This is a genomic window from Microbacterium sp. Root322, from assembly GCF_001425645.1.
Taxonomy (GTDB): domain Bacteria; phylum Actinomycetota; class Actinomycetes; order Actinomycetales; family Microbacteriaceae; genus Microbacterium; species Microbacterium maritypicum.
The window spans coordinates 1,165,555-1,192,030 of the sequence record NZ_LMCS01000002.1 but is presented as its reverse complement, the minus strand read 5'-3'; the positions used below and the strand labels follow the sequence as shown (position 1 = coordinate 1,192,030).

General features: G+C 68.5%; 27 protein-coding genes and 2 pseudogenes. 18 read left to right on the top strand and 11 right to left on the bottom strand.

What is annotated here, in order from left to right:
- The first annotated feature begins 140 nt into the window (after window positions 1-140).
- Entirely contained in the window at window positions 141-1,085 is a 945-nt protein-coding gene (locus ASC55_RS10645) for a TY-Chap domain-containing protein (protein ID WP_055875176.1), read from the top strand.
- Window positions 1,086-1,155: 70 nt separating this feature from the next.
- Here ASC55_RS10645 and ASC55_RS10640 read toward each other — a convergent pair whose 3' ends face one another.
- Window positions 1,156-1,917, bottom strand: a complete 762-nt coding sequence (locus tag ASC55_RS10640; RefSeq protein ID WP_235563218.1) for a DeoR/GlpR family DNA-binding transcription regulator — start codon at window positions 1,915-1,917, stop codon at window positions 1,156-1,158.
- 42 nt (window positions 1,918-1,959) lie between these two features.
- Between ASC55_RS10640 and ASC55_RS10635 the strand changes: the two genes are divergently transcribed.
- Both ASC55_RS10635 and ASC55_RS17630 read left to right on the top strand, forming a co-directional pair.
- Complete coding sequence (locus ASC55_RS10635; protein WP_200935164.1) at window positions 1,960-2,325, top strand: DUF4406 domain-containing protein; 366 nt, start codon at window positions 1,960-1,962, stop codon at window positions 2,323-2,325.
- A gap of 9 nt (window positions 2,326-2,334) precedes the next feature.
- On the top strand, window positions 2,335-2,511 hold the full coding sequence (locus ASC55_RS17630; RefSeq protein ID WP_055871313.1) for a hypothetical protein: 177 nt from the start codon (window positions 2,335-2,337) through the stop codon (window positions 2,509-2,511).
- Window positions 2,512-2,520: 9 nt separating this feature from the next.
- Here the strand turns inward: ASC55_RS17630 and ASC55_RS10625 are convergent, their stop codons facing one another.
- The gene (locus tag ASC55_RS10625) at window positions 2,521-3,903 is read right to left on the bottom strand and encodes an LLM class flavin-dependent oxidoreductase (protein ID WP_055875170.1); all 1,383 of its coding nucleotides are present in this window, start codon (window positions 3,901-3,903) and stop codon (window positions 2,521-2,523) included.
- Between the two features lie 122 nt (window positions 3,904-4,025).
- On the opposite strand from ASC55_RS10625, the gene ASC55_RS10620 reads away from it, so the two are divergent.
- From ASC55_RS10620 to ASC55_RS10580, 9 genes are all read left to right on the top strand, one after another.
- Window positions 4,026-5,468 (top strand): adenosylhomocysteinase, encoded by a 1,443-nt coding sequence (locus ASC55_RS10620; RefSeq protein ID WP_055875167.1) that lies wholly within the window; start codon window positions 4,026-4,028, stop codon window positions 5,466-5,468.
- Window positions 5,465-6,778, top strand: coding sequence for an amidohydrolase family protein (locus tag ASC55_RS10615; RefSeq protein ID WP_055871297.1), 1,314 nt, complete (start codon window positions 5,465-5,467; stop codon window positions 6,776-6,778). Before ASC55_RS10620 ends, ASC55_RS10615 begins: the two co-directional genes overlap by 4 nt.
- Entirely contained in the window at window positions 6,775-7,203 is a 429-nt protein-coding gene (locus ASC55_RS10610) for a cupin domain-containing protein (protein ID WP_055871295.1), read from the top strand. The genes ASC55_RS10615 and ASC55_RS10610 overlap by 4 nt, the downstream gene beginning before the upstream one ends.
- A 78-nt stretch (window positions 7,204-7,281) precedes the next feature.
- Window positions 7,282-8,133 carry an ABC transporter substrate-binding protein gene (locus tag ASC55_RS10605; RefSeq protein WP_055871287.1) on the top strand — a complete coding sequence of 284 codons (852 nt, stop codon included), beginning with the start codon at window positions 7,282-7,284 and terminating at the stop codon, window positions 8,131-8,133.
- Window positions 8,130-8,996, top strand: coding sequence for an amino acid ABC transporter permease (locus ASC55_RS10600; protein ID WP_055875166.1), 867 nt, complete (start codon window positions 8,130-8,132; stop codon window positions 8,994-8,996). The genes ASC55_RS10605 and ASC55_RS10600 overlap by 4 nt, the downstream gene beginning before the upstream one ends.
- Window positions 8,993-9,730, top strand: coding sequence for an amino acid ABC transporter ATP-binding protein (locus ASC55_RS10595; RefSeq protein ID WP_055871285.1), 738 nt, complete (start codon window positions 8,993-8,995; stop codon window positions 9,728-9,730). The genes ASC55_RS10600 and ASC55_RS10595 overlap by 4 nt, the downstream gene beginning before the upstream one ends.
- Window positions 9,731-10,057: 327 nt before the next feature.
- Window positions 10,058-10,789 carry a MarR family transcriptional regulator gene (locus tag ASC55_RS10590; RefSeq protein WP_157559435.1) on the top strand — a complete coding sequence of 244 codons (732 nt, stop codon included), beginning with the start codon at window positions 10,058-10,060 and terminating at the stop codon, window positions 10,787-10,789.
- 139 nt (window positions 10,790-10,928) lie between these two features.
- Window positions 10,929-11,402: a hypothetical protein gene (locus tag ASC55_RS10585; RefSeq protein WP_055875159.1), complete on the top strand. Its 474-nt coding sequence runs from the start codon at window positions 10,929-10,931 to the stop codon at window positions 11,400-11,402.
- 6 nt (window positions 11,403-11,408) lie between these two features.
- Complete coding sequence (locus ASC55_RS10580) at window positions 11,409-11,786, top strand: hypothetical protein (RefSeq protein WP_157559434.1); 378 nt, start codon at window positions 11,409-11,411, stop codon at window positions 11,784-11,786.
- A 65-nt stretch (window positions 11,787-11,851) separates the two neighbouring features.
- On the opposite strand, the gene ASC55_RS10575 is transcribed toward ASC55_RS10580, so the two are convergent.
- Window positions 11,852-13,597: an alkaline phosphatase family protein gene (locus ASC55_RS10575; RefSeq protein WP_055875153.1), complete on the bottom strand. Its 1,746-nt coding sequence runs from the start codon at window positions 13,595-13,597 to the stop codon at window positions 11,852-11,854.
- A gap of 78 nt (window positions 13,598-13,675) precedes the next feature.
- Between ASC55_RS10575 and ASC55_RS10570 the strand changes: the two genes are divergently transcribed.
- Complete coding sequence (locus ASC55_RS10570) at window positions 13,676-14,296, top strand: hypothetical protein (RefSeq protein WP_047522884.1); 621 nt, start codon at window positions 13,676-13,678, stop codon at window positions 14,294-14,296.
- 25 nt (window positions 14,297-14,321) lie between these two features.
- On the opposite strand, the gene pnuC is transcribed toward ASC55_RS10570, so the two are convergent.
- From pnuC to ASC55_RS10555, 3 genes are all read right to left on the bottom strand, one after another.
- Window positions 14,322-15,032 (bottom strand): nicotinamide riboside transporter PnuC, encoded by a 711-nt coding sequence (gene pnuC / locus ASC55_RS10565; RefSeq protein ID WP_055871280.1) that lies wholly within the window; start codon window positions 15,030-15,032, stop codon window positions 14,322-14,324.
- A 2-nt stretch (window positions 15,033-15,034) separates the two neighbouring features.
- Window positions 15,035-15,562, bottom strand: a complete 528-nt coding sequence (locus ASC55_RS10560; RefSeq protein ID WP_055871278.1) for a GNAT family N-acetyltransferase — start codon at window positions 15,560-15,562, stop codon at window positions 15,035-15,037.
- A 123-nt stretch (window positions 15,563-15,685) separates the two neighbouring features.
- On the bottom strand, window positions 15,686-16,891 hold the full coding sequence (locus ASC55_RS10555; protein ID WP_055875151.1) for a hypothetical protein: 1,206 nt from the start codon (window positions 16,889-16,891) through the stop codon (window positions 15,686-15,688).
- 82 nt (window positions 16,892-16,973) lie between these two features.
- Here ASC55_RS10555 and ASC55_RS10550 point away from each other — a divergent pair, with 82 nt between their 5' ends.
- Window positions 16,974-18,323, top strand: a complete 1,350-nt coding sequence (locus ASC55_RS10550) for an HNH endonuclease (RefSeq protein ID WP_055875148.1) — start codon at window positions 16,974-16,976, stop codon at window positions 18,321-18,323.
- Window positions 18,324-18,371: 48 nt separating this feature from the next.
- Here the strand turns inward: ASC55_RS10550 and ASC55_RS10545 are convergent, their stop codons facing one another.
- Entirely contained in the window at window positions 18,372-18,611 is a 240-nt protein-coding gene (locus tag ASC55_RS10545) for a hypothetical protein (protein ID WP_055871270.1), read from the bottom strand.
- Between the two features lie 87 nt (window positions 18,612-18,698).
- Complete coding sequence (locus ASC55_RS10540; protein WP_017829806.1) at window positions 18,699-19,616, bottom strand: DUF808 domain-containing protein; 918 nt, start codon at window positions 19,614-19,616, stop codon at window positions 18,699-18,701.
- A 164-nt stretch (window positions 19,617-19,780) separates the two neighbouring features.
- On the opposite strand from ASC55_RS10540, the gene msrB reads away from it, so the two are divergent.
- Both msrB and msrA read left to right on the top strand, forming a co-directional pair.
- Window positions 19,781-20,281: a peptide-methionine (R)-S-oxide reductase MsrB gene (gene msrB, locus ASC55_RS10535; protein ID WP_055871267.1), complete on the top strand. Its 501-nt coding sequence runs from the start codon at window positions 19,781-19,783 to the stop codon at window positions 20,279-20,281.
- Window positions 20,278-20,823: a peptide-methionine (S)-S-oxide reductase MsrA gene (gene msrA / locus ASC55_RS10530; protein ID WP_055871264.1), complete on the top strand. Its 546-nt coding sequence runs from the start codon at window positions 20,278-20,280 to the stop codon at window positions 20,821-20,823. The genes msrB and msrA overlap by 4 nt, the downstream gene beginning before the upstream one ends.
- Before the next feature lie 45 nt (window positions 20,824-20,868).
- On the opposite strand, the gene ASC55_RS10525 is transcribed toward msrA, so the two are convergent.
- From ASC55_RS10525 to ASC55_RS10515, 3 genes are all read right to left on the bottom strand, one after another.
- Window positions 20,869-21,669 carry an alpha/beta fold hydrolase gene (locus tag ASC55_RS10525; RefSeq protein WP_157559433.1) on the bottom strand — a complete coding sequence of 267 codons (801 nt, stop codon included), beginning with the start codon at window positions 21,667-21,669 and terminating at the stop codon, window positions 20,869-20,871.
- 163 nt (window positions 21,670-21,832) lie between these two features.
- Complete coding sequence (locus tag ASC55_RS10520) at window positions 21,833-23,284, bottom strand: catalase (protein WP_017829798.1); 1,452 nt, start codon at window positions 23,282-23,284, stop codon at window positions 21,833-21,835.
- A 77-nt stretch (window positions 23,285-23,361) separates the two neighbouring features.
- Complete coding sequence (locus ASC55_RS10515; RefSeq protein WP_017829797.1) at window positions 23,362-23,784, bottom strand: Fur family transcriptional regulator; 423 nt, start codon at window positions 23,782-23,784, stop codon at window positions 23,362-23,364.
- Between the two features lie 197 nt (window positions 23,785-23,981).
- Between ASC55_RS10515 and ASC55_RS17860 the strand changes: the two are divergent.
- Window positions 23,982-26,024 (top strand): annotated as a pseudogene (locus tag ASC55_RS17860) (DUF7507 domain-containing protein); the annotation flags it as partial.
- 46 nt (window positions 26,025-26,070) lie between these two features.
- Window positions 26,071-26,476 (top strand): annotated as a pseudogene (locus tag ASC55_RS17855) (DUF7507 domain-containing protein); the annotation flags it as partial.

Here is a 26,476-nt window from a genome sequence, read left to right as displayed (position 1 = left end):
GAAAGGATGGGGAAGATCATGACATGACCACGGTCGCGCTCGGGCGACGGGTGGGGTACTCGGCGCAGCAGCTGCGCGACCTCGCCCGGGCGCTCGTCATCCGCGGCGTCGGACGGCTCGCCTAGGGTGGCTCGTATGACATGCAGCTCTCTGTCGGCGACGCCGACGCGCGGGGTCGCCGCGCCGACCCGGAAGCCGGGGGGCTGAACGTGCAGAAGTCAGGACGCTACGTCCGCGTCGGGAACACGGAGTACCCGCTCGCCACACCCGGAGGCCATTGGGCACTCTGGAGCTCGACCCCGGTCGAGGGTTTCCGGCGGATCGGGAACGGGTGGGTACGCAACATCTCTCCGGATGAACAGCTGGAGTGCTTCCGCGTCGAACACCGCGGTACGTATCGCGGCATCACGGTCACCGTAGAGCCCGGCAGAGACGGGCCGGACCGTCGAGGGCTGGCGCGACTCGGCACCCTCGATCCACGAGCAGCCGAGCAGGGATTCGAGATGCTCGGTTTCGAGCGGCCGGAGCTGCAGCCGTGGCTGAAGTTCGTACCCATGGATGATCCCGACCTCGACTTCGAGACGATCCGCACGCCTGAGCCGATGCCGTGGGCGGCGACGAGCCGAGACGCCGTCGCGCAGCGTTCCGTCCCGCGGGCATCCGACGCGCAGCCGTCGGCGTGGGGAGCCTTCGGGCTCCGTCTCGTCACGGCGCTCCGCGGTGTGACCGACCAGGTGTTCCTCATCGTGTCGGTCGACGGTGACCCGCTGCGCTACGTCCAGTTCGCCGGAGATCCTGACAAGCTGTACGCCGAGGCGCCGGGACTCGATGTGGTCACGGATGCCGACGAGACGGTGCTGAAGGCCGCCGGCTGGGAAGAGCCGGGGGTCGCGCAGCCGAACTGGACCTCGGAACTCGCGCTGCCTGCGTACGCGGCCGACTATCGGGAGTTCGCCGATAGGTGCGTCGCCGCGCTGCGCGACGCCTATCGGGTGTCGAGTCCCGACGTCCTCGTGCACCGTGCCTGGCGCGATCAGGAGCAGACCTCGCTCGACTTCCCCGGACTCGGTCGCGCCCAGCTCTGATCGGAGTCGGCCGGAACCGGAGGGGCGTGAAGCTCAGAGGATCATGCTCGTGCGCTCGCCGCCCACGTCCTCACTCCTGTCCGTCGATGCTCGACCGGACCTCCGCGGTGAGCGGGTTGTCGTCGGCCGGGTCGGTGATGATCGCGGTGACGGCGTCGAGCGCGAGGATGGGATAGCGCGCGACAGCGCCGATCTTCTCCTCGCTCGCGAGCACGACGGTCTCGGTGCAGCGCGATGCCAGTGCCCGCTTGGTGACGGCATCGTCGAGCTCGCCGGTGGTCAGGCCGCGTGCGGGATCGATGCCGGTGGCGCCGAGGAAGAACGTGTCGGCCGCGACGTGCTGGATGGCCTCCATCGCCATTCCGCCGCCCGTCACCAGTGAGTGTCGAGAGAGCTCCCCACCGACCATGATCACCCGTGCGTCCGAGTGCTCCGCCGCCGCGAGTGCGACGGTCGGGCTCGCCGTGATCACCGTGAGCCCCGTGCCGGAGGGCAGTATCCGGGCCATGGCGAGAGTGGTCGTGCCGGCATCGAGGATGATCGTCGAGTCGGGCCGGATGGTGGCCACGGCCGCGCGTGCGACGCGCTCCTTGCTCGCGGTCGCCAGCTCGGTGCGTTCGCTCACCGGGGCCTCCGGGGCAGGGATCGGCAGGGCGCCGCCGTACACGCGCTGGAGCTTTCCCTCTTCGGCGAGTTCCCGGAGGTCGCGTCGGATCGCGTCCTCCGAGACCCCGACCTCGTCGGCGACGGTCTTGGCCACCACCCGTCCATCACGGGCGAGAAGGTCGAGCAGGTGGTCTTTGCGCTGGGCGGCGAGCATGCGTTTCCTCACGAAGTTGCACGATTGTGCATGATTCAGACTACAGTCATCCCCATGACGACGCCACTGCTGATCCTGATCGCCGGCCCCTACCGCTCGGGCACCGACGGCGACCCCGCCCTCATCGCGAGGAACCTCGCCCGCCTGGAGGAGGCCGCGGGCCCGATCTTCCGCCTCGGCCACGTGCCGATGATCGGCGAATGGGTAGCGCTTCCGGTGCTGCGCACGCTCGACCCGGTGGATGCCGGAGAGGGCGACGTGATGTACGAGACGGCCCGCCGCCTGCTGCAGCACTGCGATGCCGTGCTGCGTCTGCCGGGGGAGTCGTCGGGTGCGGACAAGGACGTCGAGATCGCGCAGGAGCTCGGACTTCCCGTCTACCGGTCGCTCGACGAGATTCCCCCAGCTGCGACTCCGTAGGCTGGAGGCATGACCAAGAACATCTGGACCATCCTCGGCGTCATCCTCGCCGTCGTGATCGCGTGGTGGATCGTGAGCGCGCTGTTCTCGGTGCTGGCCTTCATCTTCAAGCTCATGATCGTCGCCGTCGTCGCGGTCGTGGTCTTCCTGGTGCTCCGCGGGATCTTCAGCCGCAGCGACGACTGAGGTCACGGCTCACGCCCGGGCGAACGCCCCGACGCGATACTTCGCGGCGCGGTGCGTGTCCTGCACCCGGTCGCCGCGACCGTGGAGCTTGTTGCGAAGAGTGCCCGGCGCGTACTCCTCGGGATAGGCGCCGCGCTCGCGCAGCACCGGAATCACGTGCTCGATGATGTCCTGCCAGGTGCCGGGGGTGACCGCGTAGGCGAGGTTGAAGCCGTCGATGTCGGTCGCCTCGACCCAGGACTGCAGCTCGTCGGCGATCTCGACGCCGGACCCGACGATCGTGGGGCCGAGGCCGCCGATCGCGTTGTGGCGTCCGAAGTCGCCGACGGTCCATTCGCGGCCGAGGTCGGCCTCTTCCTTCAGGTGCTGCAGAACCGACTGGATCGCGTTCGACTCGACGTTCCCGACCGGCTCGTCTTCGGCGTACTGTGACAGATCCACGCCCATCCACCCCGACATGAACGTCAGGGCGCCTTCGGGGCTCGCGTAGGAGAGGTACTCCGCGTGCTTCGCCGTCGCCTCTTCGGCGGTGGCGGCGGTGATCACGGTGAGCAGCGTGTAGATGCGGGCGTCGTACCGGTCGCGTCCGGCCGCCTCGAGGGCGTCGCGAATGCGCCTGACCGTTCCGGCGAGCACCTCCTTCGAGGGGGCGGCGACGAAGATGGCCTCGGCGTTCTCGGCCGCGAACTTCACGCCGCGCGGACTCGCACCGGCCTGGTAGATCACCGGCGTGCGCTGTGGCGAGGGCTCGGAGATATGGATGCCGGGCACGCTGAAGTGCTTCCCCTCATGCCCGATCGGGTGCACCTTGGCCGGGTCGGTGAAGATGCCGCGCTCGCGGTCCTCGACCACGGCGTCGTCCTCCCACGACCCCTCCCAGAGCTTGTAGAGCACCTCGACGTACTCGTCCGCGTGGTCGTAGCGGTCATCGTGGGCGAGCTGGTCCTCCTGGCCCATGTTGCGCGCGGCGCTGGGCAGGTATCCGGTCACGACGTTCCAGCCGACGCGGCCCTGCGTGAGGTGGTCGAGGGTGCTCAACCGGCGCGCGAACGGGTAGGGGTGCTCGAACGCGGTGCCGGCCGTGATGCCGAAGCCCAGGTTCTCGGTGACCGCGGCCATCGCGCTCACCAGCAGGATCGGGTCGTTCACCGGCACCTGCGCGCCGTTGCGGATAGCGGCCTCGTTCGTGCCGCCGTACACGTCGTAGGTGCCGAGCACGTCGGCGATGAAGATGCCGTCGAAGGTCGCGCTCTCCAGCAGCTTCGCAAGCTCCGTCCAGTACGAGATGGTGTTGTACTGGCGCGAGCGGTCGTCGGGGTGCCGCCACAGGCCGGACGACTGGTGGGCGACGCAGTTCATGTCGAAGGCGTTGAAGCGGATCTGACGGGTCATGCCCCCATGAAAGGGGAAGGGCGTGGACGAATCCAGAGTCCCCGAAATGCACGGACACATTCCGGGTGCGGGTCTGCCTCGCCCTGGCATTCGGCCACCCCCGCGGGCTCTACCCTTGACTGGTGACCGACGAGACCGTGACCGCCCAGCGGCTGGTGCGCCGCTTCGCCCGTGAGACCAACCTGCTCGTGTCGGGCCGGGACTTCTCGGTCATCGGGACGGATGGCGTGGCCGAGGCTCTCCGCGCCCTGCTTCCGGCGCTCGGTGCGCATCTCGGCGACGCGGGGGTCGTGTTCGCGCCGGGAGGGACGCCCGAGATCCTGCTCGACGGTGAGGCGCTGCCGCCCCGCGAGAGGGCCGAGGATCGCGTCGATGCGGCCGGACGCCATATGCCCGTCGCGACCGACCGTGCGCGGCGTCTGCGCGAGAACGGCACGGTGCGCGGAGTGCGCATCGGCATCGCGATGGTGCTCGAGCCGAAGACCGCCCAGCTCGCCCTGCTGCTGCGGGATGCAGGAGCCACGGTCGCCGTCTACGCCCACCCCGATGAGATCGACGTCGAGGTCGCCGAGGTGCTGCGTTCCCGCGGGATCCCGGTCGACGGCGATCCCTCGCTCTCGGGAGCCGCCGAACGCGCCGCCGCCGTGTCGTTCCTGCGCCGCGGCTTCGACCTGCTGCTCGACGACGGCTCGCACCTGATCCGCCTCGCGCATGAGGAGTCTCTCGCGCCGCAGCTGCGAGGTGCGGCCGAGGAGACCACGAGCGGTCTCACACCGCTGCGAGTCATGGAGCAGGAGGGCGTGCTCGAGATCCCCGTGATCGCGGTGAACGACGCCCTGACCAAGACCTCCTTCGACAACCGATACGGCACCGGGCAGTCGTGCGTGTTCGCGATCGCCGACGCGTTGGACGACGCCGGCATCCGCCTTCGTGACCGGCCGGCGGTCGTGGTCGGCTACGGGCCCGTCGGCGAGGGCGTCGCCGCCCACCTGCGTGCGCTCGGCGCGCAGGTCGGCGTCAGCGAGACCGATCCGGTGCGCGCCCTCAGAGCCGCGCACGACGGGTACCGCATCGGACGTCTGCACGATCTCGCCCCCGGTGCGCTCGTCGTCTCGGCCACAGGGGCGCCGCACACGGTCGACGCCGAGGTGCTGCGCACGGCGGCGATCGTCGCGGTCGCGGGTGGGGTCCCACACGAGATCGACCTCGATGCGTCGACGCTGCGACCGTATGAGGGTGTGAACGGCGAAGCCTCCGCTTTCGTCGAGCGCGCCGGCACCGGAGCGCTCGTGATCGCCCGCGGCGGATGTGTGAACCTGTCCGTGGGGGAGGGCAACCCGATCGAGATCATGGACCTGTCGTTCTCGGTGCAGCTCTTCGCCGTCGAGCACCTTCTCGCCCACGAACTGCCCGCCGGCGTGCATCCGCTCCCGGCCGAGGCCGACGTCACGATCGGCACCGCCGCTCTCGCCCTGCGCGGAGAGCACATCGACCAGCGCAGCCGCGCGCAGGTCGACGCGCAGCGCGAGTGGCGCTCGCCGCGATTCCGAGGAGAGTCCGCATGACCGCCGTCACCGTCTACTCGGCAGGTCTCGTGGTGCCGATCACCGCGCCTCCCATCGTCGACGGCGCGGTCGCCGTGCGCGAGGGGCGGATCATGCATGTCGGCGAACGCGAGTGGGTGCTCCGATCGCTGTCCGAGCGCGGCATCGACGCGGACGAGGTGCACTGGCCGGGCGTGCTGACCCCCGGACTCGTGAACGCCCACACGCACCTGCAGTACACCGGCATGGCCTCGGTCGGCCGTGGCCAGTACGACGGCTTCGACGACTGGGTGCGGGCATTCGACCCGGTGTACGAAGGCGGTCGCGACTGGGCGGCGGATGCGGCGGACGGCGCGGCACAGGCGCTGCGCTCCGGCACGACGGCCGTGGCCGACGTGGTGACCGATCGTGCGGCGGCGACAGCTCTGCACGACGCCCGGCTGCACGGCATCACCTACTGGGAGGTGATGAGCTGGACCAACGCCGACTGGGCGCGCACCGGACGCACCCAGGTCGAGCAGGCCCTCGACGCGCTGCCGACCCCGCCCGGAACCGGCCTCTCGCCGCACGCCCCGTACTCGCTCGACATCGAGCCGCTCCTGGAGATCCCCGACATCGTGCGCGAGCGCGGCGGGCGCATCCACATCCACCTCGGAGAGGCCGCGTTCGAGAGCGAGTTCGCGCACGAGCATCCACAGGCCTGGCATACCGCGGGGCTCGCCAGCTTCCAGGAGCTGCGCAAGGCCGGATTCGGCACCAGCGCCACGGAGTTCGTCGATCAGCTCGGCGTGCTCGGGCCCGATTGCCACATCGCCCATGGTGTCTACATGAGCGCCAGGGACCGTGCCATCCTGCGCGAGCGCCGCACGACCGTGGCCCTGTGCCCGCGGTCGAACGCCGTCATCGGACTCGAGGAGCCGCCGATCGCGGCGTATCTGCGCGAGGGCAGTCCGATCGCCGTGGGCACCGACTCTCTGTCGTCGAGCCCCTCGCTCGATGTGCTGGCCGACGTGGCAGAGCTCGCGCGCATCGCCCGCTCGCAGGGCTACACTGACCGCGACCTGCACGCCCGCCTGCTGGGTGCCGCGACCCTCGGCGGGGCGCACGCCATGGGGATCGACGTGGGCCCCGACCGCACCGGGTACCTCGCCGTGGGGGCGCTCGCCGACCTGACGTTCTTCGACGTGCCGGCCGGCCCCGACGCCGTTCCCGAACTCGTCGAGCACGGGGCGGGCCGTACCGCCGCCACGATCGTCTCCGGCGAGGTCCGCTTCGCGATCGACTCCTTCGACCGCGCCGCGGTCACCCCCGAGACCGGAGGTGTCTCATGACACAGCGCCCCACGACCGCCGAGCGGCTCGACCTCGCCCCGCACCCCGAGGGTGGCTGGTTCCGCCGAACCTGGACGAGCCCTCTGCCGGTCGAGACGCCGAACGGTCCGCGACCCGCGGCCACCTGCATCCACTACCTCCTGCGTCCATCGGAGAAGAGCGAATGGCACGTCGTGACCAGCGACGAGCTGTGGCTGTGGCACGGACCTGGGCGGCTCGAGCTGAGCCTCGGCGGCGATGGCGCGGAACCGGGCGAGGCGACCGCCGTGGTGCTCGGCCCCGACGACGCCGCGCAGGTGCTGGTGCCCGCCGGGGTCTGGCAGGCCGCCCGTCCGCTGGATGCGGAGGAGGTCCTGGTGTCGTGCTTCGTGTCCCCAGGTTTCGATTTCGCCGATTGGCGACTGGCCGCATCGCCTACTCTGTAGAGGCAGACCCGTCTCTGCAGAAGCAGACCCGTCCTGCCTCGCCGTCTTCTCCATACCCTTCCTCGCCCTGGAGTCATCGTGCCCTTCGCCCCCTCCCTCCGCCGCGCGACGGTCGTCGCCGCTGCGGCCGCCGCCATCGCCCTCACCCTCTCCGCGTGCAGCACGCCGTCGACCGACTCCGGCAGCGGAGACGGCTCGGGACTTCCGACCGTGACCGAGGGCAAGCTCACCATCGCCACGGGTGAGCCCAACTACGAGCCGTGGTTCGTCGACGACGACCCCTCCAACGGCGAGGGCTTCGAGGGTGCGGTCGCCAACGCCGTCGCCGAGCAGCTCGGCTACACGGCCGACGACATCGTCTGGGTGCGCACCACCTTCGACGGCGCCATCGCGCCCGGCCCCAAGGACTGGGACATCAACCTGCAGCAGTTCTCCATCACCGACGACCGCAAGAAGGCCGTCGACTTCTCGTCGCCGTATTACACGACCACGCAGGCCGTCGTCGCGGTCGGCGGCTCGCCCGCGGCGTCGGCGACGACCATCGACGAGCTCAAGGCCACCAAGGTCGGCGTCGCCAGCGGCACCACCAGCTACACGGTCGCCAAGGCTCAGCTCGGCGAGGCCGACCTCAACGTCTTCAACTCGGTCGACGACGTCGTGCTCGCACTCAAGGGCGGTCAGATCGACGCCATGATCACCGACCTCCCCGGCGCCTTCTACGTCGTCGGCGCCCAGCTCGACGATGGCGTGGTCACCGGACAGTTCGCCGACGCGAACGGCGGAGACGACTTCGGCATCGTGCTGCCCAAGGGCTCAGCCCTCACGGCCGATGTCACCAAGGCGGTCGACGCCCTGCGTGACAACGGCACGCTCGACGAGCTGCAGCAGAAATGGCTCAGCGACGCGGTCGACGTCCCTGTCCTGAAATGACCTCGACCTCCGTCGACGCGGAGTGGCAGCCGAGCGAGCTCGAGCTGTCACGCCGCGTTCTGCGGCGTCGGGCGACCACCCGATCCGTCCTGATCGCGTTCGGCAGCAGCATCGCGCTGTTGGCGGTGCTGATCGTGGTCGTCGTCAACACCCCGGGTTGGGCGATCGTCAGCCAGACGTTCTTCGACCCGCAGGTCGCACTCCAGAGCATCGGACCGATCTTCCAGGGCCTGCTCGTCAACCTGCTGGTGCTCGTCATCGCCGTGGTCTGCGTCGCGATCCTCGGCACGCTCCTGGCCACCATGCGCTCGCTGCGCGGCCCGGTGTTCTTCCCGCTGCGCGCGCTCGCCGCGGCCTACACCGACTTCTTCCGCGGCATCCCGCTGCTGATCGTTCTCTACCTCGTCGGCTTCGGCATCCCCGCGCTGGGGATCTTCCCGCGCATGCCCCCGATGTTCTGGGGCACGATCGCGCTGGTCCTGACCTACTCGGCCTATGTCGCCGAGGTGCTCCGTGCGGGCATGGAGGCAGTGCACCCCTCGCAGCGCATCGCGGCGCGCTCGCTCGGCCTCACTCACGGCCAGACCCTGCGGATCGTCGTGATCCCGCAGGGTGTGCGCAAGGTCGTCCCCGCCCTCATGAACGACTTCGTGTCGATGCAGAAGGATGTCGGCCTGATCTCGGTGCTCGGGGCGGTCGATGCGGTGCGCGCAGCTCAGCTGATGGTCGCCGAGACCTACAACTTCACGCCCTACGTCGTCGCCGGTCTCATGTTCATCGTGCTCAGCTGGCCGATGATCCGCCTTACCGATGTCGTCACGGCGCGTCTGAACAAGCGCGAGCAGGCCGGAGGAGTCGTATGAGCGTCCCCGTGATCGAGGCCAGGGGCGTGCGCAAGCGCTTCGGCGACCACGACGTGCTGCGCGGCATCGACCTCTCGGTCGGCACGCACGAGGTCGTCGTGCTGATCGGCGCCTCGGGCTCCGGCAAGTCGACGCTGCTCAAGACCATGAACCTCATCGAGGGCATCGACGACGGACAGATCTTCCTGTCCGGCGAAGACATCACCGACCCGCGGGTCGACGCCGATGCCGTGCGGGCGCGGATCGGTGTCGTTTTCCAGCACTTCAACCTGTTCCCGCACCTCACCGTGCTCGACAACGTCACGCTCGCGGCGGTGCGCGTGCACGGCATGCGCAAGACGGAGGCGCGGGCCAAGGCGCGCGAGCTGCTCGATACTCTCGGGCTCGGCGCCAAGGCCGACGAGTATCCTGACCGGCTCTCGGGCGGACAGCAGCAGCGCGTGGCGATCGTGCGCGCCGTCCTCACGCAGCCCGAGGTGCTGCTGCTCGACGAGATCACCAGCGCGCTCGACCCGCAACTGGTCGGCGAGGTGCTCGACCTGGTGCGGCAGCTGAAGCAGCAGGGCGCCACGATCGTGATGGCGACCCACGAGATGTCGTTCGCCCGCGAGGTCGCCGACCGCATCGTGTTCCTCGAGCACGGCGTCGTCGTCGAGCAGGGCCCGCCCTCTCAGGTGTTCGACGCCCCGCAGCACGCCGCCACCGCGGAGTTCCTGGCACGCGTGCAGCACTGACGCGTCTTCCTCGCCCCAGCTGACCGCCTGATCCGCCCCCGCGGTGTCCCGAGGGGTATCAGGCGGGGATCGGATCGGCGACGATGGCAGAATACTCTGCAGTCGCACCGCCCGCGCCCGCGGCGTGTGCGAGGGGACGGGAGAAGGCTCGCAGGTCGCGCTGGTTCAGGTCCGACCCGACGGCGGTCAGACGAGGTCGGTGCGGAGCGGCAGACGAGCCTTGGGATCAATGGGGAGGGGCGGTCGAGGGTGGACGACGCGGCGCGCGCCCAGGCTATGCAGCTTCTGGGGCAATTCAACGACGAGATCACTCGAACGATCGACGGCGTGTTCGGGACCCGCTGGGCGGAGATCGAGGAGATCCTCGCGCTCATCGCGCTGTCCGCCGAGAGCGTCGTCACCACACGGAGGCTGGCAGAAGTCAGCGGACTCGGCCGGCGGACGGTGTCGCGACTGGTGCTTCGTCTGCACGCGGACGGAGTGATCGGCACGCGACGCTCGGCTCGGGATGCACGCGTGATCGAAGTGTTCCTGACCGCGCGCGGACGAGCGCGATCCGACGAGCTCCGATCGCGGATCACTGACCTCTTCCGCGACAGCGGATCGATTGCCCGGAGCATCAGTCACGGACTCGGGACGGCATCGGCGGAGATCGAGAAATCCGCGCCCGGAGATGTTCTGGACCTGCTCAGACGCGTGTGCGAAGCGGGCGCCGCGCTCGTTCACCACATGCCGGCTGCGGCGATGCAGGGCAGGCTCGCGGCGCGGCAACGGGCCGGGCTCGTCCTCATCGCTTCCACGCCGGGTGGTGTCCGGCTCTCTGCTCTCGGGCCCGCGCTCGAGGTGACACCCGCGGGAAGGTCCTACATCGCGGATCAGCTTCTCGCGAAGGGATTCATCCGGCGCTCCCGGGGATCCGTCCCGGGGGACAGGCGCGCTGTCGTCCTCGAGTCGACGCAGGCGGGACGGGATGCTGTCGCCGCTGTCGCTGCGGGGATCGAACTGCACGGCGAACGGCTCTCTTCGCTGTTCGCCGAGGTGGCGTCCTTCCGCCCCTGACACGACGACGTCTCGGCGGCAGGCCCTCAGATCGGGATCTCGTCGATCGATGAGATCGATGCGCATCATTTTCCTCAGGCTATCGACACCTGCGGTGTTTATCAGTAGTGTCCTGAAACACGAACGGAGAGAGGTGGATATGTCCAGAGAAGAACACGCTCGCGAAGGCGTGCAAGCTGTTCTCACCGACGACGAGGTGATCGATGTCGCCGTGGTGATGCCGCGGGGGTCCACGAAGTCAGGGGTGATCGGGGCTGCGCTGGGGGTCGGCTTCGGCGGCGACAACCAGACGGCGTGGGGCGTGGCGGGCGGCATGCTCGCGCAGCGCGCTCACAGTGCATCGATGGGCAGCTACCCCTCGATCGTCCTCGCCGTCTCGCCGACCAAGCTCTACGTGCTGGGTCGACGCCGTACGGGACTCGTCGGCGGATGGAAGGACCTCGCCCTCGTCGCACATATCGACCGCGCCGACTTGACCGTCCACACGCGCCACAGCGGCACGGTGCGGGTGATCGAGCTCACCGACGACACCACCGGGAACGTCCTCGAATTCGAGGCTCAGAACATCGGTGGTCTCGGCCTCAAAGACTTCCTCAACGAACTAGGAGAGTAGGACATCATGGCTACGACTTCCCGCCCCGCCGGAGTGACCTTCGTCGCGGTCCTCGCATGGATCTCCGCGGTGCTCCAGATCCTTCTCAGCATCCTCATCCTCACGGGGGTGCTCGCCGTATCCTCCGTCTCGATCCCCTCGACGTGGTTCGCGCTGGTGATCGGGTTCGTCACACTTCTCGTGAGCTTCGGCTTGTTCGGGGGGCGCAACATCGCTCGGGTCATCGTCACCGTGTCCCTCGTGCTCAGCATCATCGGCGCGGTGCTCCAGGCGATCGTCCATCAGAACGCGAACGTCCTGGTCGGCTCCCTCATCACCGTCGTGCTCGCTCTGGTCGGGATCGTCATGCTGTACACGGCTCGCGCGAACAGCTTCTTCAGCTGACGTCCGCTCCGTGATCGCAAGGAATCACGTGGGCAGTCGTCCTCCTCATGTGGCGCTGACCGACCTCAGTCGCCGACGCCGAAGAGGCCCTTCCCGAACCTGCTGATGTCGCGGTACGCCTCTGCGTACGTCGACGGAGCCTTCGCCCCGGGGCTGTAGCGCGCCAGCAACAGCCCCGAGAGCCCGATCGCGGGAGCGGTCAGCGGGCGGTGCTTGTGCGTCGTCGCCGCTGCCGTCGCATCATCTTCTTCGGGGTTCCGCCCCGCATACAGGGCCTTCGGTGCGGGCCACGTATAGGGCTGACGCGGCTCGGTCAGGTTGATCGCATTGAAGATGGGATTCGCGGTCTGGTCGCGCATCGTCAGCGGTGGCAGACCGTGTTGGCGGCAGAGGGTGTTGATGATCGAACCGTGGTGCATCTCGTCATGGATCACAGTTCCGGCCGCCGTGTACGCGCTGACCACGATCGCCGGCACGCGCAGCCCGAGCCGATCGAAGGCGAACCCCATCTCACCAGGGCCTGTGCGGTCCGGTGGTGTCGCAGCGGGCGGCGGCACGTGATCGAATGTGCCCCCGTGCTCATCGAAGGTGACCACCAGCGCGGTGTTCAGCGCGTTGGAGCCGTTCTCGGAAGCACTCGTGCGGATGGCGTCGTAGATCTCCTGCAGGAGCCGGTCGCCAGCTCTGACATCGGAAAGGGCGCTGTTGTACACCGGCACCTTCTCGCCGTCCTCATCGACCTCGCTCTCGCGCACCGTCTCTCCCCACGGCGGATGCATGTCGTTGTGGTTGAAGACCATGCGGGGTTCGATGAAGCTGTAGGCCGGCAGATCACCGGTGCGCACATCCTCGTAGAACTGCTCCATGTCGCGGAAATTGGTCTTCCAGTAGGGCTGCAGAACGGGTGCGTGCAAGAGGCCGGTGAGTGACACGAGCTGCGATCTGTCGTAGTAGATGCGCCAGGGGATTCCTGCGTCCTGCAGCCGATTGAAGATCGTCGGGGCAGGAGGGCCGTCGAGCCACTTCTCGTATCCATCGCCGCCGTGATTCGTGACGTAGCCGTGCGAGGTCGACGCATGGAAGAACAGCCGATTGCAGAACGTCTGCGAGGGCACCGCCGCGTGCCACGCATCGTAGACAGCGAATTCTCGAGCAAGTGTCGAGAGGACGGGCATCATCGCCGGGCTGAACCCGCCCATGACGACGCCATACTCGTCCGGTCGAGGACGCCGGCCCTTCTCGTTCTCGAAGTTGATGCAGTAGTCCCGTACGAACCCGCTGTTCGTGGCGAGAGTGCCGACGGGGGGTGTGTTGAACGGCGGAATCAGCCCGTTCGCGCGGATGTCCGCATTCGTTTCGGGGTCGACGACGTTGAAGAGCTGCGTGTTCACGTGCGGGTAATGCTCACCGGGGTCCGGCTGGGGCGACTGCATGATCGCATCGGTGGACCCCTCGTAGAGGTGGGCGGCGACGTCCTCGCCGTCCAGGCCCTCGTTCGAGTACGAGCCCTGCGGGATCCCGTCGAACTGAGCGCGGGTCTTCTCCTCGCTGCTGTACAGGTGTCCGAGCATGTTGTCGAAGCTGCGGTTCTCGAACATGACGACGACGACATGATCGAAACCGGGAGCGGACCGCAGCGGCAGGGGCGAGAACTCCGGCGGATTGGCGGTCGCCGCCGCGGTCACCGCTGCGCCGGCGGATGCCCCGATCGCTGCACCCGCGATGCCGATCCCCGCTCGACGGAAGAAGTCACGCCGCGAAGGTCTCACCGACTCCGCGCCGGCGCTCACGTCTTCGGGTGAGGGCGTCATGAGTCGACTCCTTTACATCGTTGATCGATTCCACTCCATCCCTGGGCGTGACCGCAAGGGTTTCGCTATGGTCGAGCCATGCCCGCAGTTCTGGAGTTCGACGCGAACGCGCGCTACGGAGCCGCCCTCGTGGGGGTGCTGTTCGCCGGCTATCTCAGCGTCTCCACCGACTACAGCGCGTTCGTGCAAGCGACGAACTATGCCGGCGTCCTCGGCACCGACATCCCTGCTGTCGACCTCTTCGAGTTCCTGCTCACGCTCGGCCTCTTCGTCACCGCGTTCTGGATCTTCCCGACCTCCTCGGCACGCCGGCTGGCGGCCGTCACGCTCACCTGCGTGGTCCTCTTCCTCTGGGCGACGATCGGGATCGAACGCGGAGTCGGGAACGTCGTCGAACCTGCCGGTCTGTGGGTCTTCCTGCTCGATCAAGGGTTGGTCAGTCTGCTGGTCGGCCTCGGAGGGTGGCTCATCGTGCGCGCACGGAGCTTCGCCACCTACGCCGTGATGCTGGTCGTCTTCATCCCCCCGATCATCAGCAGGGCGCTCATCGACAGCTCGGTCACCTCCGGATCGTTCACGCTGGCGAAGATCGCCGCAGTGATCGTCCTGGGCATCGGCGGCGCGTGGCTCGCGGCACTTGCCGACCGATGGAAGCGCCCGCGCGACGGCGACAGGGAGCCGAACGCCGTTCGTCCGTGACTCCGCGAGGTGCTCGACGAAGCGCTCAGGCGAGCTCGTCCTCCGGCCGTCGAGGACTCGGGTCGGGCGGCAGGATCTCGATCGGATGCGCGGCGGTGCGCTGAGCCCGCCACCAGATCACGAAGCCGATCGCGGTGAAGACGCCGTAGAACACGTACATGAAGCCCGTCGCGTAGTAGCCCGAGCTGAACAGCAGGGGAACTCCGACCACGTCGACGGCGATCCAGACCAGCCAGAACTCGGTCCAGCCCTTGGCCATGCCGTAGGTGGCGAGCAGCGACCCGACGAATGTCCAGGCATCGGCCCAGACCGGCTCCCACGACCCCAGCAGACGGAACAGCGGCGTGAGGGCTACGGTGCCGACGACCATCACCAGCACCATGCCGATGCGCGCGCTCGTCGGTGCCCAGCGCGGCACCACACGTCCGCCGTCGAGATTCCGCCAGCGGATCCAGCCGTAGATCGCCACGGCGATGAACATGATCTGCCGCCCGGCCTGACCCAGCAGATGCGGCAGTGACGGATCGGGGCTGAGTGCGGAGCCCAGGAACACCGTGAGCAGCAGCAGGTTGCCGATGATGCCGACCGGCCACGCCCACACCTTGCGACGCATGCCGCCGAGCGCACTCGCGAGACCGAACGCGTTGCCCACGACCTCGCGCACCAGGAGCGTCTGCCCGCCGGGCAGCATCCACTGCGAGTTGAAGGCGTCGACGAACCACTCGAGCAGGTTCATCGTCAGGAACCGGCGTCGGGCTCGACGCGGTCGTCGAGCACCAGCTGCAGCATGCTCAGATCGAGCCAGCGCCCGAACTTGGTGCCCACCTGCGGCATCCGCCCGACCTCGACGAAGCCCAGGCGCTCGTGCAGGGCGATGGAGGCGGCGTTCCCGCTCTCGATCCCCGCGATCATCACGTGCATCCCCGCGGCGGTGGCGCGCTCGACGAGCGCGGCCATCAGGGCCGTGCCGATGCCGCGACCGTGCTGACCGCCGAGAACGTAGACCGAGTGCTCGACCGTGAGTCGGTAGCCGCTGTGGGGACGCCACTGCGCGTATGACGCATAGCCCAGCACGCCGGTGTCGTCGACCGCGACGATGACCGGATAGCCGCGGGTGGTGCGATCGGCGAGCCAGGCGACGCGGTCGGCGAGGTCGACCGCCTCCTCGTTCCAGATCGCGGTGGTGTGCAGCACGGCATGGTTGTGGATCGCGGTGATCGTCTCGAGATCGGCGGTCTCGGCATCCCTGATTCGCACGGCTGTCATCGGCGGGCGGTCTCTCTTCTTCAGCGCTTCGGGTGCGCGTGCTTCATCGCGCTCGGGTGCGCATCGCCGACGCTAGCAGGAGGAACCGGCGTCCGGGGGGAAGCAACCGAACAGTTACGCAGCTCAGCCCACGGGCCTCGTGCTCACGGCCTCGCGCACGAGGATCGCGCGCCTCATGTCGACCATGATCGGGTCGAAGAAGCGCTCCCGATAGCGGGCCTCGCTCACGGCGGAGAACACGAACGGAAGGGCCGCGATCACCGAGAGCAGGGTGGCCGCCTTGAGCAGGTTCACGGTGAGCGGCAGCTTCGCTCCGAAGAACTCCAGAGGCTGGACGGCGAGCGGCTGCGCGGCGCTGCCGGGGCCGAGCCAGATGCCGACGACCCCCGTGGGGACCGCGATGCCGCCGATCACGATCAGCAGCGCCGCGAGGAGGCCCGCGAAGAACAGCGCCTGCACCAGCTGCGCGACCGTCATGGCGAGCAGGATGTTGATGCGCTGCGGTGCGCGCAGTCGACCCGGAGCGCCGGGCAGGAGGCGGTGCCCTTCGGCGGGGGTGCCGAGCAGCAGTGCGCTTCGCTGTTCCGCCGTGGGCGCCTGCGCGTCGTCGTCGATCTCGGAGGCGCTGACCCGCAGCACGACGATGCCGGCGAGCACGGCGACGACGAGGCCGAGCAGGGCGATCGATCCCCAGGACAGGGCGGACGCCATCTGCCACACCTCGGCCGAGAAGAAGGAGAACACGACCAGCATCAGGATGACCGGGAGAGCGATCGAGGCCATGTGTCCGATCGCCGAGGCGTTGCGCACCGCGAGGCGCGAGGCCCAGGAGATCATCGCGCCACCGCCCATGCCGGTGACCAGGATGCAGAGAGCGAGGACGAGGATCGTCCGCAGGACCGGACCGACGGTCGCATCCGGCTGGACGCTGTAGCCGTAGCTGATCGTGAAGGCGAGGCACGCGGCGATCAGGAGGAGCGCGACCGCCGTGCCGATGGCCATCGGGAGGCGACGCAGCACGGCGCGCACCAGGAAGTAGGCGGCCCAGGCGAGCCCTGCCGAGAGCGTGAAGAGCACGACGGCGACGACCACGACGAAGGCGGCCTCCTCGGCCGAGTCGTCGAGGGCGAAGTCGAACACGACCTCGATCCCGTCCTGGAAGAGATAGGCCGCCACGGCGACCCACGCGATCAGCGGCGCGACGCGTCGCGGAAGGTCGGTGAACCAGCGCCGCAGCGGCACGAACGTCGGAAGGCCCTGTTCGCGGAACCAGCGGTCGGCGTCGCGCTTCGTGCTGTGCGGCTTCGGCGAGGGCGGGGACGTGGGCATGGCGATGAGATTACGGCATCCGCGATGCCCGAGTTATCCACAACCCTTCCGAACCTTCGAATATATGTTCTAAACTGGGGGCATGGCGAACCCGCATCTGAACCCCGTCCTCGAGGCAGTGAAGTGCCTCGAAGACGCGTGGGGCGATGCGACGAACGCGAGCGATCTGACCCGAGCGGAGCTGCTCGAGGCCCACCGGGCGTTGGGGCTGGTGCAGCGTCGACTCGACGGCGTCCACGCCGAGATCGCGGCGAGCATCGCTCGGGAATCGCGTCCCGAACTGGGAGCTGAGGGTCTCGCGAAGCAGCAGGGCTTCCGCAGCCCGGCGACCATGATCGCCGCAACGACCGGCGGATCGACGGGCGACGCGGTGCGGCTCGTGAAGGTGGGGGAGGCGACGGCGTCTCGGGCGAACCTGATCGGCGAGCCGCTTCCGCCGCGGTATCCCGAGGTACAGCGGGCGATCGGTGCCGGCGTGCTCGGTGCGGCATCCGCGGCGCTGATCGTGACCCTGCTCGATCGGGCGCGACTCAAGGTCGGCGTCGACCGCCTCGTCGAGGCCGAGCGTCTGCTCGTCGAGCGTGCCGAGGGGCTCTCGCTCGATGATGTGCGCAAGCTCGTCGCGCATGCCGAAGCCTGGCTCGACCCCGACGGTGTGGCACCGCGCGAAGAAGAGGCCAGGTCGCGGCGCTCGCTGACCATGTTCGAGCGCGACGGGTCGCTGCACCTCACCCTGCAGACCGACATCCCCTCCGGGGCTCCCGTGAAGGCGGCGATCCAGGCCTACGTCACGGCGACGTTCCAGACGCGGGCGCACGCGCTCGACCCCGAGGCGCCCGATGCCGACCGTCGCACGGTCGGAATGATCCAGGCCGACGCGCTCACAGAGATCTGCGCGCATGCGAGCGGATGCGACAACGGCGGGCTGCCGGTGTCCGGGGCGACCGTCGTCGTCCGTGTGGGGCTCGGCGACCTGACGACCGGCGCCGGGTTCGCGACGGTCGACGGCCTTGACGAGCCGGTCAGCATCGCTGCATGTCGTCGGATGGCGGCGGGCGGTGGCATCATCCCCGTCGTGCTCGGCGGTGAAGGCGAGATCCTCGACTGGGGACGCGAGAAGCGGTTGTTCACCCGTGCGCAGAGGCTCGCGCTCGTGGAGCGCGACGGCGGCTGTGTCATGTGCGGGCTGCCCCCGCAACTGACCAGGGCGCATCATCTGCGCTGGTGGCAACGTGATGGCGGATCGACCGATCTCGACAACGGCGTGCTGCTCTGCGACAGCTGTCACCACCGCATCCACGACAACGAGTGGGAGATCAGGATCGAGGGGTGCGGGTTCGCCGCGCGGGTGTGGCTCATCCCGCCGCCGAACGTCGACCCCGAGCGCAGACCGAGACTCGGCGGCAGAGCCCGGTACGACATCGCGGCGTGAGGGTGCCGTCTCCTCGGACAGACACCTTCGTCGCGCTCGCCGATGGACTCAGCGCGCCGAGGTCGAGGCGGTCTCGATGGATCTCAGCCGGGAGGTGATGGTGGCGAAACCCGCTGACCAGGCGGTGCCCAGCCCCGCAGCCGTGGCTCCGGCAGCAGTGAGTTGGCCCCCGGACTCGTCGATGGCGGCGAAGACGAACCAGACCGCGGCCGCACCGATCCCCACGATGGCGGTGGCGGAGATCAGGCGCCGGGTCCGACGCAACTGCGTGGCGTGATCGGTGCTCATGCTCCGATCAAACCGGAGCGGACGACAGGCCACATCCCCCGCACGGCGGATAGCGACGGACGCTCAGGCTCAGGCTCGGGCTCGGATTCAGACGTGCACGTCGGCGGGGGATTCCTCGCCCTCGTGGAAGTTGGGCGTCTTGCCGAACAGCCGCGCGATGCCCAGCACGATCCCGACGATGACCAGTCCCAGAAGAAGACCGGCGATCGCGGAGATGATCGTGTCCACGATCCAGACCACGACCGGACCGAGGCCGTGGAGCGCGTGCTCCACGGCGTGCAGCATGTCGACCGGGAAGTGCCAGCCCACCTCGCCGAGGTTGACGAGCACCAGGTGGCCACCGACCCACAGCATCGCGACCGTGCCGAGGATGCTGATGAACCGGAAAACCGCGGGCATGGACCGCACGATCCTGGTGCCGGTGTGACGCACGCGCTGCACCGGGTTCTTCGCCATCTTCAGGCCGATGTCATCGATCTTCACCAGCAGCGCGACGGCGCCGTAGACGACGCCCGTCATCAGAAGCGCGATCACGGCGAGGATCGCCAGGGTCGCCCAGATGTCGAGGCCCTTGTCCAGGCTCGCCAGCGAGATCAGCATGATCTCGGTCGAGAGGATCAGGTCGGTGCGCACCGCACCCAGCACGAGCTTCTTCTCATCGCGCGCGCCTTCGTCGGCGTGGCCGTGCTGCACGCCGAACCACTCCAGCACCTTCTCCGCGCCCTCGAAGCAGAGGTACGCACCACCCAGGATCAGCAGATACGGCAGCACCCAGGGCGCGAACGCGGTGAGCAGCAGGGCGGCCGGGATGATGATCAGGAACTTGTTCGCAAGCGACCCCAGAGCGATCTTGCCTACGACGGGCAGCTCCCTGGCCGGTGTGAGGCCCTGCACGTACTGCGGGGTGACCGCGGCGTCATCGATCACGACGCCGGCCGCCTTCGCCGACGCCTTCATCGCAGCGCTCAGGATGTCATCGACGACGGCGAGCAGTCCAACGGACATGGGCGGTTCCCCTCGGCAGGTGTGCAGTGCGGAGGCAACTCTATCGAGTCGGAGGGGCCTGGAAACTCACAGCCCGCTCCCAGGGCCACGGGACCAAAACGGGCCGCTCGTCGGTTCTCCTTCTATGACGCCGCAGCCAGCGGCGTCGGACAAGGAGTCAGATCATGTCGAACGACTACCGCAAGACCCCCGAGGCCGTCAGCGGCCTCAGCCACCTGCAGTACGAGGTGACCCAGGAGGACGCGACCGAACCGCCGTTCCGCAACGCGTACTGGAACAACCACGAAGACGGCATCTACGTCGACGTCGTCTCGGGAGAGCCCCTGTTCTCGTCGACAGACAAGTTCGACAGCGGCACCGGGTGGCCGAGCTTCACCAAGCCCATCGAGGCGGACGCGGTGACCACGCGCACCGACCGCTCGCTGTGGATGAAGCGCACGGAGGCGCGGTCGGCCGGGGCCGACAGCCACCTCGGGCACGTCTTCGACGACGGGCCCCGCGCCGAGGGCGGACTGCGCTACTGCATGAACTCGGCGGCCCTCCGCTTCATCCCGGCTGCCAGTCTGGAGGAGGAGGGGTACGGTCGCTACAGTCCCCTCTTCGCCGCGACGACGGACACCCCCACCACCGACACCCCCACCGACACCTCTGAGGAGCAGTCATGACCGACACGGGAAACATCACCCGCACCCCTGGGACCGAGACCGCCGTGCTCGCCGGCGGCTGCTTCTGGGGCATGGAAGACCTGATCCGCCGCCAGCCGGGTGTGCTCAGCACCCGGGTCGGCTACACCGGCGGCTCGAACGACCACGCCACGTACCGCAACCACCCCGGTCACGCCGAGGCGGTCGAGATCGTGTTCGACCCGGCCCAGACGACCTACCGCGACATCCTGGCGTTCTTCTTCCAGATCCATGACCCGTCGACCCTGAACCGTCAGGGCAACGACGTCGGGTCGAGCTATCGCTCCGCGATCTTCCCGCTCTCCCCTGAGCAGGAGACGGTCGCCCGCGACACGATCGCGGATGTCGACGCCTCCGGCCTCTGGCCCGCGAAGGCCGTCACCACGATCGAGCCAGCCGGCCCGTTCTGGCAGGCCGAGGAGGAGCACCAGGATTACCTGATCAAGTACCCCAACGGCTACACCTGCCACTTCCCCCGTGCGGGATGGGTGCTGCCGAAGCGCGACGAAGCCGCCGCCGTCTGACGACAGCGGTCTCCGGCTGCGCGTAGCCCGGTCGTTTCGGCCGGGCTACGCCTCCGCCAGGAACGCCACGGCCGCGTCCTTGAAGTCACGCGAGCCCGGGGCGTTGAAGTGATTCCGGTTCGGGATCTCGAAGAATCGTCCGTCGGGGGTCGCTGAGGCCAGCACCCGCGAGCCCTCGATGATGGCGTCCTTCGATCCGGTGGCGAACAGGATGGGCCGGGTCGGCGCATCAGAGGGGTCGGGGTCGATCATGCCCGACGCCCGCATACCCTCCGCGAGTGCGACCAGCGCCTGCAGGTCGTTGCCCGGCACCCGCTCGGTCAGCGCGATGTAGTTCTGGGTCGTCCGATCCGCCACCGGCGTGCCGTCGGCGATGTATCTGCGCACCTGGTCGAGATCCAGGCGGGCCAGCGGAATGCCGTCAGGAACTCCGCCCAGCACCGCGCGTCCGATGCGGTGCGGCAGCTCGCGCACCACCTCCCAGCCCACGCGCGCACCGAGCGAGTACCCGACATAGAACGCGTCGTCGACGAGATAGGTGTCCATCACCGTCTCGACATCGGTGACGAGGGTGCGGATGCGGTAGCCGTCGGGGTCGTGCGGCTTCTCGCTGAGCCCGTGCCCGCGCTGGTCGAGCGCCAGCACGCGATAGCCCGCGCGGGTGAGCTCACGCACCCAGCCGGTCAGCACCCAGTTGTCGCGTGCGTTCGAGGCGAAGCCGTGCACGATCACCACGACGGGGGCGTCGGGCTCGCCCCAGGTGTAGGTCGCCAGCCGGGTGCCGTCGGCGGCGTACACCTGCTGGGGCTCGGGCATGCTGGTCAGGTCGGAGAGAGGGACGGCCACTCCTCCATCTTGGACCCGTTCCCGGGTCGTCGGCGCAGGACGGTTCCCCCGGGAAAGGCGACACGACGAAACGGCCTCCCGGGGACGAGGTGTCCCCGGGAGGCCGTGCGGATCAGGTGACCGTGCGGATCAGGTGACCCAGCCGATCAGATGATCGTGCGGATCAGAAGCGCGCACGCAGCGCGGCGCCGAGGTCGGCGTCGACGTTCGTCCAGTACTGGAAGAAGCGCTCGCGGATCGCGTCGATCGTGATCGAGCGCCCCTGGCCGGTGAGGGTCTCCAGGAAGCGCGCCCGCTGCTCGGCGTCGAAGACCTCGCGGTAGAGCGTGCCGGCCTGGCCGAAGTCGTCGTCTTCGGAGTGCAGGGTGGCGGCGGCGCGCATGAGCTCGCCGTCCGACTCCCAGCTCGCCTCGACGCCGGCCGCGGGATCGGCCTCGGGGCCGCCCGCAGCGCCGTAGGAGTTCGGGGTGTAGGTGCGGTGCTCGGCCGGGTTGAACCGGTACTGCATCTGCCCCTCGTGCATGTAGTTGCGCACCTCGGCGGCGTGCGGCTGGTTCACCGGCAGCTGGTTGTAGTTGGCGCCGATGCGGTAGCGCTGAGCGTCGGAGTAGGAGAACACGCGGGCCATGAGCATCTTGTCGGGCGAGATCCCGGTGCCGGGCACCTGGTTCCCCGGCGAGAACGCGGCCTGCTCGATCTCGGCGAAGAAGTTCTGCGGGTTGCGGTTCAGCGTGAACGTGCCGACCTTGATGCGCGGGTAGTCCTTCTTCGACCAGGTCTTCGTGAGGTCGAAGGGGTTGAAGCGGTAGTCCTTGGCCTCGTCGTACGGCATGATCTGCACGAACACATCCCACGAGGGGTTCTCGCCGCGCGCGATCGCGTCGAACAGGTCGCGACGGTAGTAGTCGGCGTCCGAGCCGGCGAGCTTCTCTGCCTCGTCGGCCTCCATGGTCTCGAAGCCCAGGGTGGAGAGGAAGTGGTACTGCACCCAGAACCGCTCGCCGGCCGCGTTCACCCACTGGTAGGTGTGCGAGCCGTAGCCGTTCATGTGGCGCCAGCTGCGGGGAAGGCCGCGGTCGCCCATGAGGTACGTGACCTGGTGGGCGGTCTCGGGCGAGAGCGTCCAGAAGTCCCACTGCATGTCGGCATCGCGCAGACCCGAGTCGCCGAGGCGCTTCTGCGAGTGGATGAAGTCGGGGAACTTCATGGCGTCGCGCAGGAAGAACGTGGGGGTGTTGTTGCCGACGATGTCGAGGTTGCCCTCGGTCGAGTAGAAACGCAGCGAGAATCCGCGCACGTCGCGCCAGGTGTCGGGCGACCCCTGCTCTCCGGCGACCGACGAGAAGCGGATGAGTGTCTCGCTCACGGCGCCGGGCTGGAACACCGCGGCCCTGGTGTACGCCGACACGTCTTCCGTGACGACGAACTCGCCGAACGCGCCGCCGCCCTTCGCGTGCGGGTTGCGCTCCGGCACACGCTCCCTGTTGAAGGAGGCGAGCTTCTCGACCAGGTAGCGATCGTGCAGGACGGTGGGGCCGTCGGCGCCGACCGTGAGGGAGTGCGCGTCGCTGGCGACGGGGGTCCCGGTCTGGGTCGTGGTGGCAGGTTTCGTCATGGTGTTCTCCTTCTCCTTATCCGCATCAGTGCAGGCGCGACGAACACCCCATCCGAGGATGGGCGATCGGCGGACTGCTACTGTGCGGCGTTCTGGCAACTGGGACACAGGCCCCAGAAGGTGACTTCGGCTGTCTGGACGGTGAATCCCCCCGTCGAGGACGGGGTGAGACACGGCGCTTCACCGACGACGCAGTCCACATCGCCGATGGCACCGCAGGAGGTGCAGACGACGTGATGGTGGTTGTCGTCGATGCGCCGCTCGTAGAGCGCCGCGGAGCCTGCCGGTTCGATCCGGCGGATGAGGCCCGCCGTCGTCAGGTCCGCGAGGATGTTGTGCACCGACTGGATCGACGTGGTCGGCAGCACTTCGGACACAGCGCGGTAGAGCCGTTCCGCGTCTGAATGGGCCATGGAGTCGAGAGCCTCGAGAACGGCGACGCGGCCCGCGGTCGCACGAAGCCCGGCACCGCGAAGCGCTGAGTCGAGTTCCGTCTCCATGCCTTGAGTGTACCCCGTGATTTGAATAACTCAAAAGAACGAATGCCGGGATGCTGCCTCAGGTCCTTCCGGCACGTTCGGACCTCACCCAGGTGAAGTGGAAAAAACCTGTCGGCTCCGGTGACGCCTCCTGTACTCTGGGCAAAATCTCAGCTTGAGCGACGAGGACGTCGCTTCTGCGACGCGAGGGGGCCTCGATGCATTCTCAGACCAGCACGTCCGGTGCCATCCAGCGAGTGCGCGAGCGGCGACGCGAATCGTTCCTCGCTCGTCTTCGGCTCTCCCGGGCGCGTCGCAAGCCCTCCGCCGTCGTCGCACTGCTGACGCTCGTGCTCGCGGGTCTCGTCGTTCCTGCGACGACGGCGGCGGCCGCCCCCGGTGACGCCGCCCAGCTCTACCTCGGCCCGTCTTTCGAGGCCGCGGTGGTGGGATCCGACAAGGATCTGACCGCGCCGACCGAGTGCCCATCGAACTCCGTGCTCACGGGAGTGCAGACCGAGAACCGCCAGAACATCAACCCGACCAGCGCGAATGCCATCCTGACGCGCTTCGCCGTGCAGTGCTCGACGATCACGGTGAGCAACGCCGGCGTCGTCACCGGCACCGTGAACCCGACCTGGATCAACGGTCCGGTGTACAACGAGAGCCGGGGCAACCTGCGGACCGGCACGTGTCCCGCCAACACGTTCGTGCATCGCATCACCGGCACGACCTTCGTCGGCGACGGGGTGGCACGCTGGCCGTCATCCGTCCAGATCACCTGCCGACCGATGATCCTCACCGCAGCCGGGCAGCTCCGGGTGAACCTGGCGGCCACCCCGACGGTGCTGACCATCGGCGAGAACTTCAACACCACCGGGGGGCTCCAGACTCCGACCCCTCGCTGCGGTCCCGGGACCACGACCGGCACGAGCGACATCGTGGTGCGCGGCTACCGCGCGCAGAGCGGCGGCGAGGGCATCGACGGATTCAACCCCTCGTGCGCCACCATCCCGGACGACTTCGGCGATGCTCCCGCCAGCTACGGCTCCGCCTCCCACGAGCTGAACGCCGCGACGTATCTCGGATGGTCCGCCGATACCGAGGCGGCGATGCAGTACAGCGCGAACGCGACCGGTGACAACCAGGTCGGCGGCGCGGCCCCGAACCAGTTCATCAACGACGAGAACGGCGTCTCGACGTTCGGGCCCATCACGGCCGGCATCACGAGCAGCTACTCCGTGTCGGTGCTGGTGGCGAACAAGGCGCCGGGAACGAACGCGACCCTCGTCGGCTGGGTCGACTTCAACCGGAACGGTGTCTTCGACGCCAACGAGGGCGTCTCCGCGCCCGTGCCTGCAGGAACTGCGGACGGTTCGTCCGTCACGCTCACGTGGCCGGGGATCATCTCCCAGACGGTCGCCGGCCCGACGTTCGCGCGATTCCGGATCGCGAACGGCACGGATCTGACGACGGCGACTCCGACGGGTGCCGCCATCACCGGCGAGGTGGAGGACTACGCCCTCACCATCGCCGCCGTGAACCCGGGGATCTCGCTGGTCAAGTCCGCGACACCCTCCGGCCCGGAGGCCTTCACCGTCGGGCAGGTCATCGACTACTCGTTCGTGGTGACCAACACGGGCGACGTGACTCTCACCGACGTCGCGGTCACCGAGACCGCGTTCGACGGCTCGGGGACGATCTCGCCGGCAGTGTGTCCGACGACGACCCTCGCCGCCGGCGCCTCGACGACCTGCACGGCGAGCTATACGCTCACACAGGCCGACATCGACAGAGGCTCCCTCTCCAACACGGCGACGGCGACGGGAACACCTCCGGGCATCCTCGTTCCTCCGGTGTCTCCCCCCTCCACTGTGACGGTGCCCGCCGCGGCGGCCCCGGCGTTGACGGTGGTCAAGAGCGCTGACACGACGGAGATCACTTCGGCGGGTCAGACGGTCGAGTATTCGTTCCTGGTGACGAACACCGGCAATGTGACGCTGACGGACGTGAGTGTGGATGAGACGGCGTTCACCGGGACGGGGACCGCTCCGGTGGTGACGTGTCCGGCGGGTGCGGCATCATTGGCTCCTGAGGCGGCGGTCACGTGCACGGCGACGTATACGACGACGGCAGMCGAYTACCGCACCGAYTCGCTCGACAACACGGCGACGGCGACGGGTACTCCGCCGTCGGGTGAGCCGCCGGTGTCTCCGCCGTCGACTCTGGAGATTCCGGTGGTGCCGGCTCCGGGGATCACGNAACACGGCGACGGCGACGGGTACTCCGCCGTCGGGTGAGCCGCCGGTGTCTCCGCCGTCGACTCTGGAGATTCCGGTGGTGCCGGCTCCGGGGATCACGGTGGTGAAGTCGGCGGAYRCGACGGAGATCAGTTCGGCGGGTCAGACGATCGGGTATTCGTTCCTGGTCACGAACACCGGCAATGTCACTCTCACCGATGTGAGTGTGGATGAGACGGCGTTCACGGGGACGGGCACCGCTCCGGTGGTGACGTGYCCGGCGGGTGCGGCGTCGTTGGCTCCGGAGGCAGCGGTGACGTGTACGGCGTCGTATGTGGTGACGCAGGCGGATGTGGATGCGGGTGGCGTGTCGAACACGGCGACGGCGACGGGTACTCCGCCGTCGGGTGAGCCGCCGGTGTCTCCGCCGTCGACTCTGGAGATTCCGGTGGTGCCGGCTCCGGGGATCACGG

What these genes read in the sequence shown, in the direction of transcription:
- ASC55_RS10645 (WP_055875176.1), top strand. Translation starts at nt 141, where the DNA reads ATGCAGCTCTCTGTCGGCGACGCCGACGCGCGGGGTCGCCGCGCCGAC.
- ASC55_RS10635 (WP_200935164.1), top strand. Translation starts at nt 1,960, where the DNA reads ATGACGACGCCACTGCTGATCCTGATCGCCGGCCCCTACCGCTCGGGC.
- ASC55_RS17630 (WP_055871313.1), top strand. Translation starts at nt 2,335, where the DNA reads ATGACCAAGAACATCTGGACCATCCTCGGCGTCATCCTCGCCGTCGTG.
- ASC55_RS10625 (WP_055875170.1), bottom strand. Translation starts at nt 3,903, where the DNA reads ATGACCCGTCAGATCCGCTTCAACGCCTTCGACATGAACTGCGTCGCC.
- ASC55_RS10615 (WP_055871297.1), top strand. Translation starts at nt 5,465, where the DNA reads ATGACCGCCGTCACCGTCTACTCGGCAGGTCTCGTGGTGCCGATCACC.
- ASC55_RS10610 (WP_055871295.1), top strand. Translation starts at nt 6,775, where the DNA reads ATGACACAGCGCCCCACGACCGCCGAGCGGCTCGACCTCGCCCCGCAC.
- ASC55_RS10600 (WP_055875166.1), top strand. Translation starts at nt 8,130, where the DNA reads ATGACCTCGACCTCCGTCGACGCGGAGTGGCAGCCGAGCGAGCTCGAG.
- ASC55_RS10595 (WP_055871285.1), top strand. Translation starts at nt 8,993, where the DNA reads ATGAGCGTCCCCGTGATCGAGGCCAGGGGCGTGCGCAAGCGCTTCGGC.
- ASC55_RS10585 (WP_055875159.1), top strand. Translation starts at nt 10,929, where the DNA reads ATGTCCAGAGAAGAACACGCTCGCGAAGGCGTGCAAGCTGTTCTCACC.
- ASC55_RS10580 (WP_157559434.1), top strand. Translation starts at nt 11,409, where the DNA reads ATGGCTACGACTTCCCGCCCCGCCGGAGTGACCTTCGTCGCGGTCCTC.
- ASC55_RS10575 (WP_055875153.1), bottom strand. Translation starts at nt 13,597, where the DNA reads ATGACGCCCTCACCCGAAGACGTGAGCGCCGGCGCGGAGTCGGTGAGA.
- ASC55_RS10570 (WP_047522884.1), top strand. Translation starts at nt 13,676, where the DNA reads ATGCCCGCAGTTCTGGAGTTCGACGCGAACGCGCGCTACGGAGCCGCC.
- pnuC (WP_055871280.1), bottom strand. Translation starts at nt 15,032, where the DNA reads ATGAACCTGCTCGAGTGGTTCGTCGACGCCTTCAACTCGCAGTGGATG.
- ASC55_RS10560 (WP_055871278.1), bottom strand. Translation starts at nt 15,562, where the DNA reads ATGACAGCCGTGCGAATCAGGGATGCCGAGACCGCCGATCTCGAGACG.
- ASC55_RS10555 (WP_055875151.1), bottom strand. Translation starts at nt 16,891, where the DNA reads ATGCCCACGTCCCCGCCCTCGCCGAAGCCGCACAGCACGAAGCGCGAC.
- ASC55_RS10550 (WP_055875148.1), top strand. Translation starts at nt 16,974, where the DNA reads ATGGCGAACCCGCATCTGAACCCCGTCCTCGAGGCAGTGAAGTGCCTC.
- ASC55_RS10545 (WP_055871270.1), bottom strand. Translation starts at nt 18,611, where the DNA reads ATGAGCACCGATCACGCCACGCAGTTGCGTCGGACCCGGCGCCTGATC.
- ASC55_RS10540 (WP_017829806.1), bottom strand. Translation starts at nt 19,616, where the DNA reads ATGTCCGTTGGACTGCTCGCCGTCGTCGATGACATCCTGAGCGCTGCG.
- msrB (WP_055871267.1), top strand. Translation starts at nt 19,781, where the DNA reads ATGTCGAACGACTACCGCAAGACCCCCGAGGCCGTCAGCGGCCTCAGC.
- msrA (WP_055871264.1), top strand. Translation starts at nt 20,278, where the DNA reads ATGACCGACACGGGAAACATCACCCGCACCCCTGGGACCGAGACCGCC.
- ASC55_RS10520 (WP_017829798.1), bottom strand. Translation starts at nt 23,284, where the DNA reads ATGACGAAACCTGCCACCACGACCCAGACCGGGACCCCCGTCGCCAGC.
- ASC55_RS10515 (WP_017829797.1), bottom strand. Translation starts at nt 23,784, where the DNA reads ATGGAGACGGAACTCGACTCAGCGCTTCGCGGTGCCGGGCTTCGTGCG.